This window comes from Achromobacter sp. RT286_PF, from assembly GCF_059760425.1.
This window is the reverse complement of record NZ_JCBAMR010000011.1, coordinates 24,291-43,325: the sequence shown is the minus strand read 5'-3', so window position 1 is coordinate 43,325 and position 19,035 is coordinate 24,291. Positions and strand designations below refer to the sequence as shown.

Sequence of the window (19,035 nt, the reverse complement as noted above, 5' to 3'; positions counted from 1 at the left end):
AGGACACCATGGCCAAGATGGTCCTGATTGAAGCCCATCCGCTACTGCGGTTGGGGTTGTGGCAGATACTTAGCAAGTTGGACGATGTGTGGGAAATCGAGGGTATGGGCTTGGCGGACTTGTCCAAGGCCGATGGCGCGCACGCTGGCGCCGATCTCTTGATCTATGGGTTGCCGGTGGATACCGATGAAGCCTGGAGCGCGCTGCACGAAATTCAGCGCGTTCTGACGCCCAAGCGGATTCTGCTGCTGACCGATGTGATGCCGTTGCCGATGCCGGTGCAAGGTTTGCCTGGCGCCAGCGTGTATGGCTGCTTGATGAAGACGGCTTCGGTCGAAATCCTGGAAGCCGCGATTCGCCTGGTCATGGCCGGCGGTCAGTGCTTCCCCAGCGAGCAGGCATTGCAAGCGCCTGCCGCGACGGTCTGCGCGTTGCCGGCCCGTGATGGCGACGACGCTTCCAGCAAGGGCTCCATGCCGGTCAGCGCCGGTGCGCAGCTGCTTCAGATCACGCCGCGTCAGTACGAAGTGCTGGTGTTGCTGGCTCGGGGGTATCCGATCAAGACGGTCAGCCGCATGCTGAATATCTCGGTCGCTACCGCAAAGACGCATGCTTGCACGCTTTATCAGCGTCTGCATGTCAAGAACAAGGGCGAAGCTGTCTACGCAGCGCTGCAACGCGGCGCAACCTTGGAATGGCATGAACCCAATGGCAGGGAATCGGACGCCGGGCAGATCTATGGGCGCAAGCTCGGCTAGCAAGAACGGGCGCGCCGCCTGCCCGGCAGCCAGGAACAGGTCTGTTCTGTTGCTGCCGGGGTCGCCCCACCATCCCGCCTAAGTCATACATCGCAGTTGCCGCGGCCCTTTCGGATGCGGCTTTCCTCCACCATTCATCCTCCTGAACGAGATTCAGCGAACGGTGCCGCTGATAGCATGGGTTGTGTCCGCAAGCATGGGTCGAGAGCGCGAACCACCACGCCTCGCCATCGCGATCCAATAGCGCGGACAAGATTCCCTTGGGGTTGGCGCCGCACAGAACCTGCCATCGCAGTGTGATGCGCCGACGTCATGGGAACCGTGCATGGGCCATGTGTCACAAGGTTCTCCCCGGGATGACAACCGTACTGATCGAAGACTACGCTCTGCTTCGCGTCGCGATCCAGCATGTGCTGGAGCGTGTACGGAACGCCGACGACATCCTGGCTATATCGCCAGCTCATTTACTTAACATGTCCAGTTCGATCAACCGCCCGGTCGAGTTGCTGGTGATCGGTTGCAGCGGCATTGCCGAACAGGACATGGGGCTTATCTCGCAGGCCATGGCCTTCTTCATGCCCAGGCTGGTGCTGGTGCTGTATTCCGTGCTGGACCCCGCCGTGATGGGGGCGTGTGCGCGGGCAGGCGTGGCGGGCTATCTGCCCAAGGCTTCCAGCCCCGACGCGCTGGCCGCTGCCGTGAGCCTGGTCGTGGCGGGCGGCGAATGCTATCCGCAACCGGCCGGGCGGCCCCAAGGCGTCGCCCAGGCGCCCATGCAGGAACTGCGTGAACTGACACAACGCCAGGAAGAGATTCTTCAGCTGTTGGTGCAAGGCAAGACCATGCGCGAGATCGGCCAGCATGTCGGCATATCCGTGGCGACGGTCAAGAGCCACGCGCGCACGTTGTACTGGAAGTTGAACGCGCGCAACCAGGCCGAGGCCGCCTACATCGCGGTGCAGATGGGCCTGGTGCGTAGCGGCGGCCCGCCGCCCACCCCGAAGAAGGATGTGCTGGGCTAAGGGGAAGGGGGGCGGTCTCTTACTCACCACGCCTGTCGGCCGGGGTTGCGCCCGGCCGATTGCTTTTGACTGCGGCCGGCAAGCGCAAAGCAAGCCAGGAGCCCGAAGGCAAAGGCAAAAGGCCAAGACCAAAACCAAATAAAAAACGGTAGAGATCCATCGATCTCTACCGTTCCTTCAACGCTTGAATCTCCCGCCCAGCCAGCCGCTACCGTTCGCCCTCGCGCGGGACGGCATCCACCGCTGCCGTTGCCGTTGCCGCTGCTGCTGCCCCCGGCGTTGCGCGCTTGCCCACCACCTTGGCGAATTCGCGTTCCGCCGCCGCCAGCACGGCATCCACGTGCAGGTGGTTCAACGCATACTGGCGCGCGGCGGCGCCCAGCGTTTCGCGGATCTGCGCGTTGTAGCTCAGCTTGCGCACCGCCTCGGCCATGGCCTCGGCGTCTTCGGGCGGCGTCAGCAGCCCGCAGCGCGCCACCACGCCGGCAAGCTCGGTGCCCGGCGCCGCGCCGCACACCACCGGGCGGCCGCTGGCCAGCATGCCGGTCAGCTTGGACGGCATCACCAGGTCGGCCGCGCCCGCGCGTTGCGGCAGCAGATGGATGTCGGCCGTGTTCAGCAACGCGCCCAGCCGATCGGCCGGCTGCAAGTCCAGGAAGCGTACGCGGGGCAAACCCTGGCACGCTGCTTCCAATGGCGCGCGCTCCGGTCCCTGACCGCAAAAGATGAACCACAGGCGGCTTTCGCGGCCCAGGCGCCGCGCCACGTCGGCCAGCGTCTGCAAGCCTTGCTTGCCGCCCATGTTGCCCGAATACAGCGCCACGATCGCATTGGCGGGTATGCCCAGCTGGGCACGGTAATCGCCACCCTCCGTGCGCGGCGTGATGGCGTTGACGTCGATCCAGTTGGGCAGCAGCACGGCGCGGTCGGGCTCGACACCCTTGGCGATGGCCAGGTCCAGCATGCGATTCGAAATGGTCGATACGCGGTCAAAGCGCCGCATCAGCCAGCGCTCGCCCCGCTTGACCAACGCGCGCAGGCCCGCTCCCTTGAGCAGGCCCAGTTCAAAGGCCGCGTCGACCTCGTAGTCCTGAATATGCAGCCACGCGCGCGCGCCGCACAGCCGCGCCGTGATCCATGCCGCGGGCGCGCAGAACAGCGCCGGTTCCACCACCAGGATCAGGTCCGGCCGGCCGGCTGCCGCGCGTAGCAGCGAGGGCAGGCTGGACACCGCGAAGCTGGCCAGATGGATCAACCGCTTCAGGCCACCGGGGCGCGCGGGCACCCACAGCGGCGCGCGCCGCACGGTCACGCCGCGCCGCTCTTCTTTGCGATAGCGGCCGGCGCGGTAGCCGTCGTGCACCTGCCATTGCGGATAGTAGGGCGGGGCGGTCACCACGCTGACCTGGTGCCCGTGCGCGGCCAGCCACTCGGCCAGCTCGGCGCTGTACTTGCCGATGCCGGTCAGTTCGGGCGCGTAGTTGATCCCGTAGATCAGGATCTTCATGGCGCCGTCGCCATGCGTGGGCGCACCGGGCGGCAGGGGTTGCCATGGCACACCATCGCCGCCGGCATATTGCGAAACACGGAGCTGCGCGCGCCCACCACCGCTTCACGGCCGATGGTCACGCCCGGCCCCACGAAGACATCGGTGGCGACCCAGGCGCCGTCTTCCACGCGCACCGCGCGTTCGCGCAAGGGAAAGTCGGGCTGGCCGGCGTCGTGGTCCGCGGCGCACAGGTAGCTGCGCTGCGACACCACGGCGTGGGCGCCGATGTGGATAGGGCCCAGGCTGTACAGCACCGCGTCATCGCCGATCCAGGCGTAATCGCCAATCTGCACCTTCCACGGGTAGGTCACCGTGGCGGACGGCCGAATCAAAACCTTCTTGCCCACCTGCGCGCCAAAGCAGCGCAGCAGCCAGCGCCGAAAGCCATACGCCACCTGGGGCGACCATCGAAACAGCGTGGCCTGCACCGTCCACCACAGTTGCACCGTCAGCGCCGAGCGGCCGCGCTGGCCGGGGGCCAGCGCAAAACGGTCCAATTGCTGAAGCGCGCTCATTTGGCGGCCCCCGGCACGGCGTCCGCCTGGGTTCCGTTGGCGCGCGCCAGACGGGCCTTTTGCAACTCTTCGGTCTTGATGCGGATCTGCCAGTAGTACATGGCACGCGCCACCGCGTAGTCATAGCCCGCCTTGCCGTCCAGAAAACCCAGGCGGAACACGTACGAATGCAGGAACGAGATGGGCGCCTTGAACGGCATGGCCTGGAAAATGCGCTTGAGCAACGCGCGCGCGCCCACGTTGGCCTCGCGCGGATCGTTCATCAGCCCCTTGGTGCGCAGGTTGGCTTCCCAATCCGAATAGCGGTTGTGCTTGTCGAAATAGTGGAACAGGGAATCGTGGTCGTTATGCACCATGCGCTGGCGCAGCGCAAAGGTCTCGCCCTTGACCTGCGGCTGGTAGTGGCCTTCCACTTCCCACATATGCGCCACGTCCAGGTCGTCGTAGTCCAGAAAGCGCGATTGGTCGCGCGCCAGCAGCGCCAGCTTGTAGACGCGGTGGCCGTGCACCAGCTTCTTGCCGCAGAACACGTAATCAAAAGGCACGAACGCGCCGCCCGCGCCCGCCGCGAAGCGCGGCAGCACCTCGCGAATTTCGGCGGCAAGCTGCGGCGTCATTTCTTCGTCCGCGTCCACGTACAACACCACCGGATGCGAGAAGGGCAGTTGCTCCAGGCACCACTGCTTTTTCTTCGGGTACTTGCCGTTCCACTGGAAATTGGACACGCGGGCGCCCAGGGCGGTGGCCATCGCGCAGGTGGCGTCGGTGCTGTTTGAGTCCACCACGAACACTTCATCAAACTCCACCAGCGCCTTCAGGCACTTGGCGATGTTGCGCTCTTCGTTCTTCGTCATGACAACCACGGATACCGGTATTTTCTGCATGATGCTGTCCTGTTCAGGGCGTGCCGCGTTGCATCAGCGGCTGGAATAGCGCGATGACGTTGCGGCAGTGCCGCTCTAGGGAAAAGGCGTCGGCGCGTTCGGGGCCTCGCGCGGCCAGTTGCTCGCGCATCTTGGCGTCGTAGGCCAGCCGGCGCACGGCGTCGGCCAAGGCTGCCGCGTCGCCCACCGGCACCAGCAGCCCGTAGCGCCCGGCGTCCAGAATCTCGGCGGGGCCGTGCGGACAGTCGGTGGAAATCACCGGCACGCCCAGGCACAAGGCTTCCACCAGCACGTTGCCGAAGCTCTCGCGGATGGACGTCAGCACAAAGGCGCCGGCGCTGGCAATGACGGGAAACGGATTGTCGATGTGGCCGGCCAGCGTGACCGGGCTGCGGGACGGGCGCTCGTCGATCCGCTTTTGCAGCGCGTCGTGTTCGGACCCTTCGCCCAGGATGGTGAAGGCGATGCCCGGGTCGTCCAGCAAGGCGGCCGCGTCCACCAGCGTGGCGTAGTCCTTCACGGCTTCCAGCCGGCCCACCGCCACCACGTGATAGGGCGTGGCAGCATCGCCTTGCGTGCGCTGCGCGCCTTGGCGGCGCACGTTGTCCAGCGGCACGCCGTTGTAGATGGTGTGGACCTTGCCGCGCAGCGGCGGAAACATGCTGACCAAATCTTCCTTGACGCCGCGCGACACGCCCACCACCGCGTCGTGGCGCCGATACGTCTGGCTGACCAGCCAGCATTTCAGCCGCCGCATGCGCGAGGCGCCGTAGTGGATGGCCGGGCTGCTGTGCTCGAATGCCACGGTGCGAAACGTGCCGCCCAGTATCTTGCGGGCCAGCACCACCAGCATGTTGCACAGCAGCCCGTGCGAACACACGATGGCCGGCTTGTCGCGGCGGATCTGCGCCAACAGGCGCATAAAGGCCACGGGCAGCATCAGCCGCAGCTTGGTGGGCGATTCAATGATGGGCAGGGCGCGCGTCACCTTCGGGTTGGCGACGGGGTATTCGCGGTTGCGCGAACGCAGCAGGAACAGGCCCGAATCAACGCCCTGTTCCGGCAGGGCATCCACGATGAAGGCAACGCATCTACCGACGCCGCCGTGCAAGTCTGGCGCGACAAACAAGACATCAGGCATGAGGAATCACTCGAGGTGGCGTCCGGCGCACGGCATCCGGACGGTGGCTGGGGGATAGCGGCGCACGGGGCGCGTCCGCGCGGGGCACGGGCATGATCTGCGCATTGCGCATCAACGACAGGCAATAGCACAACAGGAAGCCGGTGAACGCGGTCTTGGGCGCGTAGGCCAGCCCACCGGACAGTGAATCGATGAAGATGTAGATGGGCGCCGTGGCCAGCAGGTAGCGCCGGTGCATTTCCAGGCCGGGGTGCGCGTATCGCCGCAACAGCGTCAGCAGCAATATCAGCAAGGGCGGAAGCATGATCATGATGGTGCCGACCACGCCGAACTTCATCAGGTAAAAGGCCCAGGAGTTATGCGCGAACGTGCTCAGTTCAAAGCCGTTTTCGCCCATGACCCAACTGCGAAAGCCCGCGCCCTTGCCAAACACGGGGCTTTCGGCAAAGTAGTCCATCTGCCCCTGCATTTCCTGGATGCGCGCGCCGTAGCTGGAATCTTCGTCCAGCTTTTCCACGCTGAAGATGCGGTTGGTCAGCACGTCCAGGTAGCCGATGCTGGCAAACACCAGCACGCCCGCGACGGCGGCGGGGGCAAAGATCAGCACCGCGCGCCGGCGCAGCTCGGGGCCGGTGCCCAGCAGCACGGCAATCACCACCGATATCGCCAGTTGCAGGTACTGGCTGCGGTTCAGCGAAAACACCAGCGCCAGCAGCATGTACAGCGTCAACGCGTAGGCCTTGGGTCCGGACACGTTCAAGGTGCGCCGGAACGTCAGCAGCGACACCACGCCAAACGGAATGGCCCACACGCCCAGCCGCACGTTGCGCAGCGGGTTCGACACGCTGAACCCCTGCAATTGTTCTAGCAGCATCAGCGTGGCCACCGCCAGGCAGGCCGCCACGATGTACTTCTGCAACACCGCGTAGGCGGCCGGGCTGTCGATGTCCTTGTAGCAAAGGAACGGCGTGCACAAGAAGTAGAAGACGATGCGCAGGTCGCGCGCCACGTCGCCGGTTTCAATGCCGGGGTGGTGCATCGACACCAGCAGCAGATAGATCACCGACATGGCCTGCAAGCCCAGCAGCGCGCCAAGCAGGCCGCGCGGCAGGGCGTACGCGCTGGGCTCGGCCAGCCGCAGCGCCTTGACGGCCAGCATGGCCACGAACAGCACATCGAAGGGCGACAGCTTGAAGCTGCCCACGCCCAGGATGAAGCGGTCGTCGTTCAGGGCCAGCGCGGTGAAGGCGAACAGGCCCAGCAGGTGCAAAGTGGATAAGCGGCGGTGCGGGCTCATGTCGGCGTCGTCCTAGTGCGCGGCCCAGTCGTCGCGTCCGAAAATCTTGGTGGTCAGCTTTTCGAACAGGTACGACAAGTCGCCCTGGCGCGCGTGCGCGGCCACCTTGGAGGCGCGGCACGACAGTTCGAACAGCTTGCCAAGGCCCGGTTCGGTGCGCCGGATGCGCGTGACGATCTGTTCGCGTTCTTCCAGCAGCACGTCCTGCATCAGCGCGGTCTTGGTTTCGTCATGCGCGGTGTAGACGCCCAGCGCATCGGGCACGATCAGGTTCTTGCCTTCGCGCAGCAGCCGGCTCCACAGCTCCAGGTCCATGCAGTAGCGCATGCTTTCCTGCAACAGCCCGTACTTGCGCAGCAGGTCGCGGCGGAAGATGGCCGACTGGTTGGGTATGGACGCCTTGACCACCGTCAGCGTGCCGCGATTGACGGGCGTGTAGTGGATCTTGCGGAAGATGTGGTTGTTGGCGTCGGCCACGAACAGGTTGCCGCTGACGATCGGCGCGCGGCCCCGCGCGGCCGCTGCGCCCAGCTTGCGCAAGGCGCCGGGGAAATACAGGTCATCGGAATTCTGCCAGCCGACATAGTCGCCCGTGGCGCGTTCAAAGCCCTTGTTGATGGCATGGGACTGGCCGCGGTCCGGGGTGCTTTCCCAGTACGTCAGGTACCGCTCGTACTTGCGGATGATGTCCACGCTGCCATCGGTCGAGCCGCCGTCGATGATGATGTATTCCAGACGCGGATAGCCCTGGTTCAGCACCGACAGGATGGTGCGCTCCAGGAACTTGGCCTGGTTGTACGAGGGGGTCACGATGGTCACCTTGGGCAACAGGCCGCCGGCGATCGGCGCGGGCGGGCGCAGCTCGCGGACGAAGTCGATGAGCTGACGTGAATACTCGTTATGACGCTTGCGCATGTAAGACCTCAGCATGTAGGTGTTATCGGGTGGCCGCTGGCAACGCGCCCGGAAATTCGGGGCGGGATTGACGGATGGCGAGGGCCACGCCGGCCAGCGTGATCGCCGCATACGCCATGCGGCCCCACGCCGCGGCGTGTTCGCCCGCCGCGTGCACCAGGCCCGCCATGACACACAGCATCGCCAGTCCGCCCAACCCGTTCAGGATGGCGACGGCGCGGGAATTGCCCAGCCCCAGCAAAGAAAAGTGGGCCGCGGCGTTCAACGACAGCAGCCCGGAGGCCACGATCAACAATTGGAAAGTCCCCAGATGACCGGCCGCCACGTTGTCGCCTAGCAGCAGGTTCAACAAGGGATGGCTCACGGCCAGCACGGCCAGCGTGGCGGTGGCGGATAGCACCAGGTTCCATCCCATCATGCGGCGGATTTCGCGTTCGACGGCGCCCGCGTAAGGCGGCGACACCGACAGGCGCGTCACGCGCGGCATGGCCTTCTGGAAGATGGCCACCGACGCGGTGTGGATGATCTGCCCCACCTGCACGCCCACCGTGTAGATGGCCAGCGCGGCCGGGCCCATCATGCTGCCCACCAGCACGCGGTCGACCGAGCCGAAGGCCAGCGCGCTAAGGCTGTTCAGCCATGACCAGCGTGAAAACTTGAAGGCGTCCATCATGGCGCCCCGATCGCGCACCGGCCGCACCAGCACATGGCCGTAGGTGCGCGAGAACACGCGCATCTTCACGCTGCCCGCTACCAGCAGCCCCAGCGCCTGCGCCAGGCCGGTGTAGGTGGGCGACGCGGTCATCCAGGCGGTGGCGCAGGCCAGCGCCATGGTGCCGCTGCGGCTGAAAACCTCGCACAGCGCGGTGGCGCGAAAGTCCTCTCGGCCTTTCAGGCAGCCCGAAAACAATTGGTCGTATTGCTGCGTCAGGTAGATGGCCAGCGCCGGCAAGGCCAGCAGCGTGACCGCCACGCCGCCGAACGTGGCGGCGGGCCAGGCCAGCCCCACCACGGCCCAGAGCAACACGGCCGCCAGCGTCACCACGCCCAGCGCGCAGCCGATCAGCGACATGCTGACCCCCGCCGCGCGATACGCGCCGCCGGGCTCGTGCATCCGCTCGGACACCAGCTTGGTGGCGGTCACGGCCGCGCCCAGGTTGGCGGCGTTGCCGAAGCCGGCCAGCGCGATGATCATCGAGTACTGGCCGAAGCCCACCGTGCCCAACTGCCGAAACAGGATGGGCAGGGCGATCAGCGCCGCGACCGGGCCGATACCGTATTCCACCAGCCCCCAGAAGGAGGCGTTGCCGGCGATGTGTTTCCTGACGAATCCAAACATCGGGGATGCCTGTGGTGAGTGCTGGCGTGGCCGTCAGGCCACGGGCAGCGCCGATTGGGATTGATCCGCGCGTTCACGCAGGAAGTGCTGGTAGGCCAGCGCGATGCCTTCGGTCAACGACACGGCGGGTTGCCAGCCCAGCGCCGTCACGCGCGACGAATCCATCAGCTTGCGTGGCGTGCCGTCGGGCTTGCTGGTGTCGTAGACGATGCGGCCTTGATAGCCGACCACACGCGCCACCAGTGCTGCCAGGTCCGCGATGCTGATGTCCTTGCCCGCGCCGATGTTGTAGATGCCCTCGGCGTCGGGGTGTTCCATCAGCATCACGCTGGCTTTGGCCAGATCGTCCACGTACAGGAACTCGCGCAGCGGCGTGCCCGTGCCCCAGATCGTCACGCTGTCCTGACCGGCTTCGCGGCCTTCATGGAACTTGCGGATCAGCGCGGGCAGCACATGGCTGCTGTGCAGGTCGTAGTTGTCGTGCGGGCCATACAGGTTGGTTGGCATGGCGCAGATAAAGCGCGCGCCATATTCCCGTTGGTAGGCTTCGCACAACTTAAGCCCCGCGATCTTGGCGATGGCGTAGGGCTCGTTGGTGGCTTCCAGCGGGCCAGTCAGCAAGGCGTCTTCGCGGATCGGCTGGGGCGCCTCGCGCGGGTAGATGCAGGACGAACCCAGGAACAGCAACTTGCGCACGCCGGCCGCATACGCGGCGCGGATGACGTTGCACTGGATCATCAGGTTCTTGTACAGAAAGTCGACCGGATGATTCTGGTTGGCCAGGATGCCGCCGACCTTGGCGGCGGCCAGGTACACCACATCGACCGGCGTGGTCGAGAAAAAGCGGTGCACCTGGTTCTGGTTTTCCAGGTCCAGCTCGGCCCGGCTGCGGGTCAGCACGTTGGGGTAGCCGCGGCGTTGCAGTTCGCGGGTGATCGCCGCGCCCACCATGCCGCGATGGCCCGCCACGAACACGCGTTGGTCCAGGTTCGTCATGGCGCGCTACTCCTTGTAGGCGTAGATTTCGTAGCCGTTCTGCTCGACCAGCGCATCGCGGCGCGCGTCCTTCAGGTCGGCTTCCACCATTTCCTTGACAAGCTCCGCGAACGTGGTGCGCGGCGACCAGCCCAGCTTTTCGCGCGCCTTGGTGGGGTCGCCCAGCAGGGTTTCCACTTCGGTCGGGCGGAAGTAGCGCGGGTCGACCCGCACGATGACCTGGCCGGGCTTGACGTCATGCACCGGCGAGAACAGCACGGTGGCCGTTTCTTCCAGGCCTTCGCCTTCCCATGCCAAGAGGATGCCCAGCTCGCGCGCCGCCGTATTGATGAATTCGCGCACGCTGTATTGCAAGCCGGTGGCGATGACGTAGTCCTCGGGCGTGTCCTGTTGCAGCATCAGCCATTGCATTTCGACGTAGTCACGCGCATGGCCCCAGTCGCGCAGCGCGGACAGGTTGCCCAGGTACAGGCATTCCTGCAAACCCAGCACGATGCGAGCCAGGCCGCGCGTGATCTTGCGCGTTACGAACGTTTCGCCGCGCTTGGGCGATTCGTGGTTGAACAGGATGCCGTTGCAGGCGTACATCCCATAGGCTTCGCGGTAGTTCACGCTGATCCAATAGGCGTAGAGCTTGGCGGCGGCGTACGGGCTGCGCGGGTAGAAGGGGGTGGTTTCCTTCTGCGGCGTTTCCTGCACCAGGCCATACAGCTCGGAGGTGGACGCCTGGTAGAAGCGCGCCTTGTTCTCCAGCTTCAGGATGCGGATGGCTTCCAAAAGGCGCAGGGTACCCAGGCCGTCGGCGTTGGCGGTGTACTCCGGCTCTTCGAACGAGACGCCCACATGGCTTTGTGCGGCCAGGTTATAGATTTCGTCCGGCTGCACCGATTGCACGATGCGGATCAGGCTGCAAGAGTCGGTCATGTCGCCGTGATGCAGCACGAAGTTGCGCGGCTTGTCATGCGGATCTTGGTACAGATGGTCGATGCGGGCGGTGTTGAACAGCGAAGCGCGCCGCTTGATGCCATGGACTTCATAGCCCTTGGCCAACAGAAACTCGGCCAGATAGGCCCCGTCTTGTCCGGTAACGCCGGTAATGAGTGCCCGTTTTGGCATGGTTGTATCCTTAAGACTTAGTGACTGCACGAAAGGAGCCGAAGGCTGCGGAACCAATGTGCAATGAGATTACTGTTGCACCCGCCGCCAAGATATCGGCCAAAAGGTCTAAGAGTTCAGCCTGTCGATAGGGAAAAAAGGATTGGATTGATTCATCCAGCGCACCCAGCGCGGTGACGGCAAGCATGGCCACCAGGGCAGGGCGCCGGTTGACCGACAGGTAGATCAATCCCGTCAATACGGCGTAAGCCAGAAGATGCAGCCGCTTGTCCCCAAACGCATCCGACATTTCCGCCGCCAGCCCGGGCAGGTTCCCCACGGTGATCAGCACCAGGAAGAACAGCCCCGCGACCGGCAGGCAAAGCCGGGCTACGCCGGGTCGCCAGAAGGGGACGGATGATCCCCGTTCAGACTCGGCCATACATGTCCTGGAAACGCACGATGTCGTCCTCGCCCAGATACGCGCCTGACTGCACTTCGATGATTTCCAGGGGGATCTTTCCCGGGTTTTCCAGGCTGTGGGTTTCGCCCAGCGGGATGTACGTCGACTGGTTTTCCGTCAGCAGGTACTGCTTGTCGCCGTTGTAGATCCGCGCCGTGCCCGACACCACGATCCAGTGTTCCGCCCGGTGGTGATGCATCTGCGACGACAGCCTGGCGCCCGGTTTCACGGTGATCCGCTTGACCTGGTAACGCGGCCCGTGGCCCACCGAGTCATACGACCCCCACGGGCGCTGCACCTCGCGGTGATGGTTCAGCTCCGACCGGTGCTGCGTCTTGAAGATCTCGACCAGGCGCTTGACGTCTTGCGAGCGCGACTTGTGCGCGACCAGCACCGCGTCGGCGGTTTCGATCACCACAATGTCATCCAGCCCCACGGACGCCACCAACCGGCTGGTCGAGTGGATCAGGCAATTGCGCGAATCCTCCACCATGACGTCGCCCGTGGTGGAATTGCCTTCGACCGTCTTCTGGGCGATGCCCCAGACTGCGTCCCACGCGCCCACGTCGCTCCAGGACGCCGCCAGCGGAATCACCACCGCGCTGTCGGTGCGTTCCATGATGGCGTAGTCCATCGAATCGCTGGGGCAGGCCTCGAACGACGGCCCATCCAGATGAAACAAGCCCGCTTCGCCATGCCCCGTGGCCACCGCCGCCTGCACCTGTTCCAGCATCTTGGGCGCCAGCCGCGCCATCTCGGACAGGAACACCGACGCCTGGAACGCGAACATGCCGCTGTTCCAGTAATACCCGCCGTCATCGATCAGCCGCTGCGCGACTTCAGGCGACGGCTTTTCCACAAAGCGGCGCACGCGGCGCGCCGGCGCCATCACGCCGGGTTCGTCCGACTGGATGTAGCCATAGCCGCTAAGCGGCGCGGTGGGCGTGATGCCGAACGTGACCAGCGCGCCCTGGCGTGCCGCCTCGTAGGCCTGCGCAAAGGCTTGCCGGAGCACGTCGCCATCTTCCAGCACATGGTCGGACGGCATGATCAGCATGATCGGGTCTTCGCCGTCGCGCATGGCGCGCAGCGTGGCGGCGGCAATGGCCGGCGCGGTGTTGCGTGCAAAGGGCTCCAGGATCACTTCCGCGTCCTTGATGCCCAGCTCCTGCGCTTGCTCGGCGGCAATGTACTGGTGCGCGTCGTTGCAGACCAGCATCGGCTTGGCCTGCGCGCCGGCGGACCCAAGCCGCAGCAGCGTGTTCTGCAACAGGCTGCGCGAATCGGTCAAACGGATGAACTGCTTGGGCAGCAGTTCGCGCGACAGCGGCCACAGGCGCGAGCCGGAACCGCCGCAAAGGATGACAGCCCGGTAGGCGGGAGGGGGATTCGTCATGGCGCTCACTCCTTGAAGTAGGCCTGGGTGTACGGATGCACGCCGGGATCGGCGGCGATCTCTTCCGCTTGCAGCCAGCGGTAGCCATGGTGCTGGCCGCGCGGAAGGGTTGCGGTATCCAACGAAAGCTCGGCCTCATACGCGAGGACGACATAGTGGGTGGAGCGTCCCGCTTCACCCGCGAAATTGGTGCCATAGAAGTGCTCGTACACGCCGCGCGGCGTCCACGATTCGGGGGCAATGGCCAGCCCCAGTTCTTCACGCGCGATACGGTCCAGCGCGGCGCGCAGCGGTTCGTTCTTGCGGATGCGTCCGCCCGGCACGAACCAGGCGCCACGCGCCGGCGGGTTGGTGCGCAGCCCCGTCAAGTAGCGTCCTGCGCCGTCGCGCAACAACAGGTCGATGGACACCAGCGGCAGCATCTCCACCGCCTGGCGGAAGTCGGCGCGCGGCAGCACGCCGCTGGATGCCGCATGTGCCGTCACGGCCGTCGGCACGGGCACGGGCGCGCCGGGCCATCCCAATGGACTAGTAGACATTTCGGCCCGTCCATCCCGACACGGCCGTGCGGGCGATGATCAGCAGGTCCATCCGGAACGTCCAGTGCTGGATGTAATAGATGTCGTGCTCGACGCGGTCGCTCATCTTGCGCAGCGTGTCCGTCTGCCCACGAAAGCCATTGACCTGCGCCCACCCCGTGATGCCGGGCTTGACGCGGTGGCGCATCATGTAGCGCTGCACCAGGTCCTTGTACATTTCGTTGTGCTCCAGCGCGTGCGGACGCGGGCCGACCACCGACATATCGCCCATCAGCACATTCAGGAACTGCGGCAGCTCGTCCAGGCTGGTACGCCGCAGGAAGCCGCCGATGCGCGTAATGCGGGAATCGTTGCGCGTGGCCTGCGTGACGGTGCCGTGTTCCTGGTGCACCGTCATCGTGCGGAACTTGTAGACGTGGAACACCTTGCCGTCCACCCCCAGGCGAGGTTGCGTAAAGAACACAGGCCCGCGCGAGGTCAGCTTGATGGCCAGCGCAATCGACAGCATCAGCGGCGACAGGCCGATCAGCGCGCAGAACGCAAAGCTGCGGTCGAATACTTCTTTCGCCCAACCGCGCACGCCGGCGGCGGGCAGGCTGTTCAGCTGGATGGCGGGCAGGCCCAGGAATTCGCCGATGCGATGACCCAGCAACTGGATCGACATCACATCCGGAATCCAGCGGATATCCACCAAGTCGTTGCGCAGGTGATACAGCACTTCGCGCAATTCCTGGCCCGCCTCCATCGGAAGAACGATCCAGATCTCGCGCACATTGTTTTCGTGCACGAAGGAATGCAGGTTGTCCAGATCGTGCAAGCGGCGCACTTGCGGCGGCAGGCTTTCGTGCGGCTCGGCGTAGATGCCCGCGACTTCATAGCCCGCGCCCCGGTAGCGTTCAACGCGGCGCCACAGGTCATGGCCCAGCGCGCCGAAGCCCACCAGCAACACGTTCTTCTTGTTCAGCCCGCGATCGCGCGCGGCGCCCAGCGCGGCGTAGACCGCGATACGTACGCCGGCCAGCGTCAGCGCCGCCATGCCGAACCAGGTAGCCGCCCACATGCGCGATATCGCGGCGGTCTGATGCATGAGAAAACTGACAAGGATGCCCAGGGCAAACACCGTGGCCCACGCAGCCAGGCTGCGCACGACCAGATCGGTCAATAGCCGCCCGCGCCATGACACATACAGGCGGAATGCGGGGAACAGGGCGATCACGCCCAAGCCGCACAGATAGATCAGGAATAGATGAATTTGCGGAGGGTCCGCCATTGCATCTTCCGAGAACTTCAAACCGGTGGCAGTCAGGCCGCAGGTGATTACGATCGCGGCATCGAGCAGGCGGTACAGATAGCTTGCTCCGCTGAATCTTGCCGATGTGTCCGAGTGGGACGGGTCCATCGCGCACTCCTGTTCGTGGGGAGTCTTCTTGCGGCGAAGAAAAAAACGATGCACTGCCGCAAAACATGTGGCTACCGACGAAATCTTATTGAGTGCGTGGCGTACCCGAAACCTCCAAACGATGTAGGAGAAGGCTTAGGACATCCGTCGAATGTGCGGGGCTTCGAAAAGAGAGTGGAATGTCGCAACCCGTTACGCATCGGGCTCCATTCCAAGCAACGAAGTCATTCACAGTGGATTTGCCATGACGACATTTTTCGGAACGTTGAGCCGAGCCATCGCCGCTATCGCGCTCGTGTCCTCGCTGGGCGCTTGCGCCCTGTCTCCCGGTATGACCTTTAATTCCGGCCACCTTGTTGATCCCATGGACCCGAACTCCGTGGCGCCGATCAAGGAAATCACCCCCAGCCTGGTTGTCGACGACCTGCGCAACCGCCAGGCGTTGATCGATAACGACGGCGTCGAAAAGCTGGTCGGCAGCGTCGAGCCCTACCGCATCGGGCCGGGCGACATCCTTTCCATCGTGGTGTGGGACCACCCCGAACTCGTCCTTCCGACGCAAACCTATGCCATCGGGACTGGGGTGACCGAACTAGTCATGGGGGATACCGCCTCGGGCATACCGGGGTATACCGTCTCATCCACTGGATATATCCAATTTCCGTATACGGGACTGCTGAAAGTGGCGGGGTTGACGGAACTTCAGGCGCGCAATCTCATAGTCAATAGTTCCGGCAAGTACATCCAGGATCCGCAGATCACGGTACGCGTGCTGGGCTATCGAAGCAAGCGTGTCTACGTCGAAGGCGAAGTCAAGTTGCCGGGCACGGTTGCCATCAACGACATTCCGATGACTCTGCTCGAAGCGGTCAACCGCGCGGGTGGCTTGCTGCCCACCGCTGACCGCAGCGCCGTCTATGTCATTCGCGATGGCCGCCGTACCCGTGTGAACCTGCCCGCGCTGATCGAACGTGGCCAGGACTTGAATCAGGTCATGCTGAAGTCGGGCGACATCGTGCGCGTTACGCCGCGCGACGACAGCAAGATTTTCGTGATGGGTGAAGTGTTCCTGCCCACCACGGTCGTGATGCGCGATGGACGCATGTCGTTGACCGAGGCGCTGGGCATGGCGGGTGGCCCGAACCAGTTGACGGCCGACGCGTCGCAAGTGTTTGTGGTGCGCAGTACCGAGCAAGCGACGCCGCAGGTGTTCCACCTGAACGCCAAGTCGCCGCAGGCCCTGGCTGTTGGTGCGAAGTTTGAGTTGGAACCCAAAGACGTCGTGTTCGTGGATACGGCCGCGCTGGTGCGGTGGAACCGCTTCATCAGCAATCTGTTCCCGAGCGCGCAAACGGTACAGACCGTCAAGTCGATCAACTAGTCCGCCTTTCGGGCCTTCGGGCCCAAAACAACGCCTTTGGGGGCGCCGCATCCGCCGCGGCGCCCACGTCTGGAGAGCTGCATGTCGTTGCCCATCGAAGCATTCGAGCCGAACGTCCCGGCTCGCCAGCAGGAAACCCCGTTGTCCTCGCACGTGGACGCCATTATTTCGAATCGTTGGATGATCCTTGGGATCACGTTGCTCGCCTTCCTGGGCGCGCTGGCCTACGTGATGGTGACCCCATCCGTGTACTCGGCCGACATCATCGTGCAAGTCGAAGAGGAAATGCCTAATGGCCAGGCGCGCAGCCTGCTGGGCGACGTGTCCGCCATGTTCGACACCAAGGCAGAGACCTCGGGCGAAATGGAAGTGCTGCGTTCGCGCATGGTGGTGGGGCCGGCCGTCGACAAGTTCCTGTTGTACATCCATGCCAAGCCGCGTTATTTCCCCGTGGTGGGCGAATGGCTTGCGCAGCGCTATGAAGCGTTGCCATATCCGTCCAGCCTGCCGCGCGGCGGCTATGCGTGGGGCGGCGAACAGATTGCGATCTCGCAGCTGGATGTGCCCAACGAATGGCTGGGCAAGCCGTTTCGCGTGACCACGCAAGGCGAGGGCCGCTACACGTTGACGGACAAGTTCACGGGCGCCACGTTCAGCGGCGCGGTGGGCAAGCCGGAACACTTCCTGTTGCCCGGCGGGGGCGCGATGGACGTGCATATCGACGCGTTGACGGGCCGGCCCGGCACCGAGTTCACGATCTCGCGCAGCTCGCGCCTGGCGGCGATCGAAAACGTGCAATCGCATCTGGGCATCTTTGAACGAGGCCGCGCATCGGGCGTGATCGGCGTCACGCTGGAAGGCAACGACCCGGCACTGACCACGGCCGTGCTGAACCAGATCGGCCAGGAATACGTGCAGCAGAACGTCAACCGCAAAGCGGCGCAGGCCGAGAAATCGCTGGGCTTTCTGGAACAGCAGCTGCCCATCCTGAAGGGCGAGCTGGACGCGGCCGAAACCAAGTACAACGCCTTGCGCAACAAGCGCGGCACCATCGACCTGTCCGAAGAAGCCAAGCTGATCCTGGCGCAGTCGGTGGACGCGCAGACCAAGGTGATGGAGCTGCGCTCCAAGCGTCAGGAACTGATCACGCGCTTTGCCCCCACGCACCCCAGCATCGTCGCCATCGATCGCCAGATCGCGTCGCTGTCGGGTGATGTCAGCCGCATCGGCAACAACATCAAGGCGCTGCCCGACCTGGAGCAGGACGTGGTGCGCCTGGTGCGTGATGTGCGCGTCAATACCGAGCTGTACACGGGTCTGCTGAACAACGCGCAGCAACTGCGGTTGATCCGCGCCGGCAAGGTCGGCAACGTGCGCATCCTGGATGCCGCTGTGCAACCGGACCGCCCCGTGCGCCCCAAGGCCGCGATCATCATCGGCGTGGCCACGGTCATCGGTTTGATCTTCGGCATGCTGTGCGCCTTTGTGCGCAACGCGCTGTTCGGCGGCCTGTCGGAACCCGACGACGTTGAACGCTACACGGGCCTGCCGGTGCTGGCCGCCATTCCGTACAGCGACATGCAGGACAAGCTGTGGCGCCGCAGCCGCCGCAAGAACGCGACGGTGCCCGCGCTGCTGGCGCAAAGCCAGGGCAACGCGCCACCTATCGAAAGCCTGCGATCGTTTCGCAACGTGCTGCAAGCGTCGCTGCGCCAGTCCGCCAACAACATGGTCATGTTCACCGGCCCGGTGGCGGGCGTGGGCAAGTCGTTCCTGTCGGCCAACTTTGCCTTCATCCAGGGCGGCGTGGGCAAGCGCGTGCTGCTGATCGACGCCGACTTCCGCAAGGGCCAGCTGAACCGCTATTTCGGCGTGCCCAAGGAAGACGGCTTGTTCGAAGTGCTGTCCGGCACGATTCCGCTGGCGCGCGTCAGAAAGCACAGCGTGTCCGAAGGCGTGGACTTCATTGCCACCGGCGCGGTCACTTTCGATCCGTCCGAGCTGCTGGCCTCGCCCGTGTTCGGCGCCACCTTGCGCGAGCTGTCCTCGCAGTACGACATGGTGATCCTGGACACGGCGCCAGTGTTGTCCTCGCCCGATGCGGCGGTGGTCGGCACGCATGCCGCCGCGGTGATGGTGGTGGTGCGCTCGGGCATGAACACCGTGGGCGAAATCCGTGAAACGGCCAAGCGCCTGATCCAGGCCGGCGCGCCGGTGGACGGCGTGCTGTTCAACGGCTTGAAACTGATGCCGGAGCGCTTTGGCTTCCGGTCCAAGTATGGGAATTATCGATACTCCCGTGCGGCGTATTACGGCGATTTCAAACAGAACGGTCCCAAGTAACGC

At 64.5% G+C, this 19,035-nt stretch carries 17 protein-coding genes; 4 read left to right on the top strand and 13 right to left on the bottom strand.

What is annotated here, in order from left to right; all coding sequences use genetic code 11:
- Positions 1–8: 8 nt before the first annotated feature.
- Both AC6LJY_RS11490 and AC6LJY_RS11485 read left to right on the top strand, forming a co-directional pair.
- Positions 9–758, top strand: a complete 750-nt coding sequence (locus AC6LJY_RS11490) for a response regulator transcription factor (protein WP_104144260.1) — start codon at positions 9–11, stop codon at positions 756–758.
- Positions 759–1,114: 356 nt separating this feature from the next.
- On the top strand, positions 1,115–1,780 hold the full coding sequence (locus tag AC6LJY_RS11485; protein ID WP_046804123.1) for a response regulator transcription factor: 666 nt from the start codon (positions 1,115–1,117) through the stop codon (positions 1,778–1,780).
- A 208-nt stretch (positions 1,781–1,988) separates the two neighbouring features.
- On the opposite strand, the gene AC6LJY_RS11480 is transcribed toward AC6LJY_RS11485, so the two are convergent.
- The 13 genes from AC6LJY_RS11480 to AC6LJY_RS11420 all read right to left on the bottom strand — a co-directional run bounded on the left by AC6LJY_RS11480 (position 1,989) and on the right by AC6LJY_RS11420 (position 15,308).
- Positions 1,989–3,287 carry a glycosyltransferase WbuB gene (locus AC6LJY_RS11480; protein ID WP_498136010.1) on the bottom strand — a complete coding sequence of 433 codons (1,299 nt, stop codon included), beginning with the start codon at positions 3,285–3,287 and terminating at the stop codon, positions 1,989–1,991.
- Entirely contained in the window at positions 3,284–3,844 is a 561-nt protein-coding gene (locus AC6LJY_RS11475; RefSeq protein ID WP_046804121.1) for a putative colanic acid biosynthesis acetyltransferase, read from the bottom strand. Before AC6LJY_RS11475 ends, AC6LJY_RS11480 begins: the two co-directional genes overlap by 4 nt.
- Positions 3,841–4,728 carry a glycosyltransferase family 2 protein gene (locus AC6LJY_RS11470; protein ID WP_104144263.1) on the bottom strand — a complete coding sequence of 296 codons (888 nt, stop codon included), beginning with the start codon at positions 4,726–4,728 and terminating at the stop codon, positions 3,841–3,843. Before AC6LJY_RS11470 ends, AC6LJY_RS11475 begins: the two co-directional genes overlap by 4 nt.
- Positions 4,729–4,741: 13 nt before the next feature.
- A complete protein-coding gene (locus AC6LJY_RS11465) occupies positions 4,742–5,869 on the bottom strand; it encodes a glycosyltransferase (protein ID WP_498135972.1) in 1,128 nt (375 codons plus the stop codon).
- Positions 5,862–7,166 (bottom strand): O-antigen ligase family protein, encoded by a 1,305-nt coding sequence (locus AC6LJY_RS11460; protein ID WP_314361648.1) that lies wholly within the window; start codon positions 7,164–7,166, stop codon positions 5,862–5,864. The genes AC6LJY_RS11465 and AC6LJY_RS11460 overlap by 8 nt, the downstream gene beginning before the upstream one ends.
- A 12-nt stretch (positions 7,167–7,178) precedes the next feature.
- A complete protein-coding gene (locus AC6LJY_RS11455; protein WP_046804117.1) occupies positions 7,179–8,081 on the bottom strand; it encodes a glycosyltransferase family 2 protein in 903 nt (300 codons plus the stop codon).
- A gap of 22 nt (positions 8,082–8,103) precedes the next feature.
- Positions 8,104–9,420: an oligosaccharide flippase family protein gene (locus tag AC6LJY_RS11450; RefSeq protein WP_120156372.1), complete on the bottom strand. Its 1,317-nt coding sequence runs from the start codon at positions 9,418–9,420 to the stop codon at positions 8,104–8,106.
- A 33-nt stretch (positions 9,421–9,453) separates the two neighbouring features.
- Positions 9,454–10,416, bottom strand: coding sequence for an NAD-dependent epimerase/dehydratase family protein (locus AC6LJY_RS11445; protein ID WP_314361652.1), 963 nt, complete (start codon positions 10,414–10,416; stop codon positions 9,454–9,456).
- Between the two features lie 6 nt (positions 10,417–10,422).
- Positions 10,423–11,532, bottom strand: coding sequence for a GDP-mannose 4,6-dehydratase (gmd, locus tag AC6LJY_RS11440; RefSeq protein ID WP_046804114.1), 1,110 nt, complete (start codon positions 11,530–11,532; stop codon positions 10,423–10,425).
- A 10-nt stretch (positions 11,533–11,542) separates the two neighbouring features.
- Entirely contained in the window at positions 11,543–11,953 is a 411-nt protein-coding gene (locus AC6LJY_RS11435; protein WP_314361655.1) for a VanZ family protein, read from the bottom strand.
- Positions 11,940–13,370, bottom strand: coding sequence for a mannose-1-phosphate guanylyltransferase/mannose-6-phosphate isomerase (locus tag AC6LJY_RS11430; protein WP_046804113.1), 1,431 nt, complete (start codon positions 13,368–13,370; stop codon positions 11,940–11,942). The genes AC6LJY_RS11435 and AC6LJY_RS11430 overlap by 14 nt, the downstream gene beginning before the upstream one ends.
- A gap of 5 nt (positions 13,371–13,375) precedes the next feature.
- Positions 13,376–13,828, bottom strand: a complete 453-nt coding sequence (locus AC6LJY_RS11425) for a GDP-mannose mannosyl hydrolase (protein ID WP_046804195.1) — start codon at positions 13,826–13,828, stop codon at positions 13,376–13,378.
- A 70-nt stretch (positions 13,829–13,898) separates the two neighbouring features.
- Positions 13,899–15,308 carry an undecaprenyl-phosphate glucose phosphotransferase gene (locus AC6LJY_RS11420; protein WP_314361658.1) on the bottom strand — a complete coding sequence of 470 codons (1,410 nt, stop codon included), beginning with the start codon at positions 15,306–15,308 and terminating at the stop codon, positions 13,899–13,901.
- A gap of 244 nt (positions 15,309–15,552) precedes the next feature.
- On the opposite strand from AC6LJY_RS11420, the gene AC6LJY_RS11415 reads away from it, so the two are divergent.
- Together AC6LJY_RS11415 and AC6LJY_RS11410 are read left to right on the top strand one after the other, a co-directional pair.
- Positions 15,553–16,689, top strand: coding sequence for a polysaccharide biosynthesis/export family protein (locus AC6LJY_RS11415; protein ID WP_046804111.1), 1,137 nt, complete (start codon positions 15,553–15,555; stop codon positions 16,687–16,689).
- Between the two features lie 81 nt (positions 16,690–16,770).
- A complete protein-coding gene (locus tag AC6LJY_RS11410; RefSeq protein WP_120156369.1) occupies positions 16,771–19,032 on the top strand; it encodes a GNVR domain-containing protein in 2,262 nt (753 codons plus the stop codon).
- Positions 19,033–19,035 lie beyond the last annotated feature (3 nt).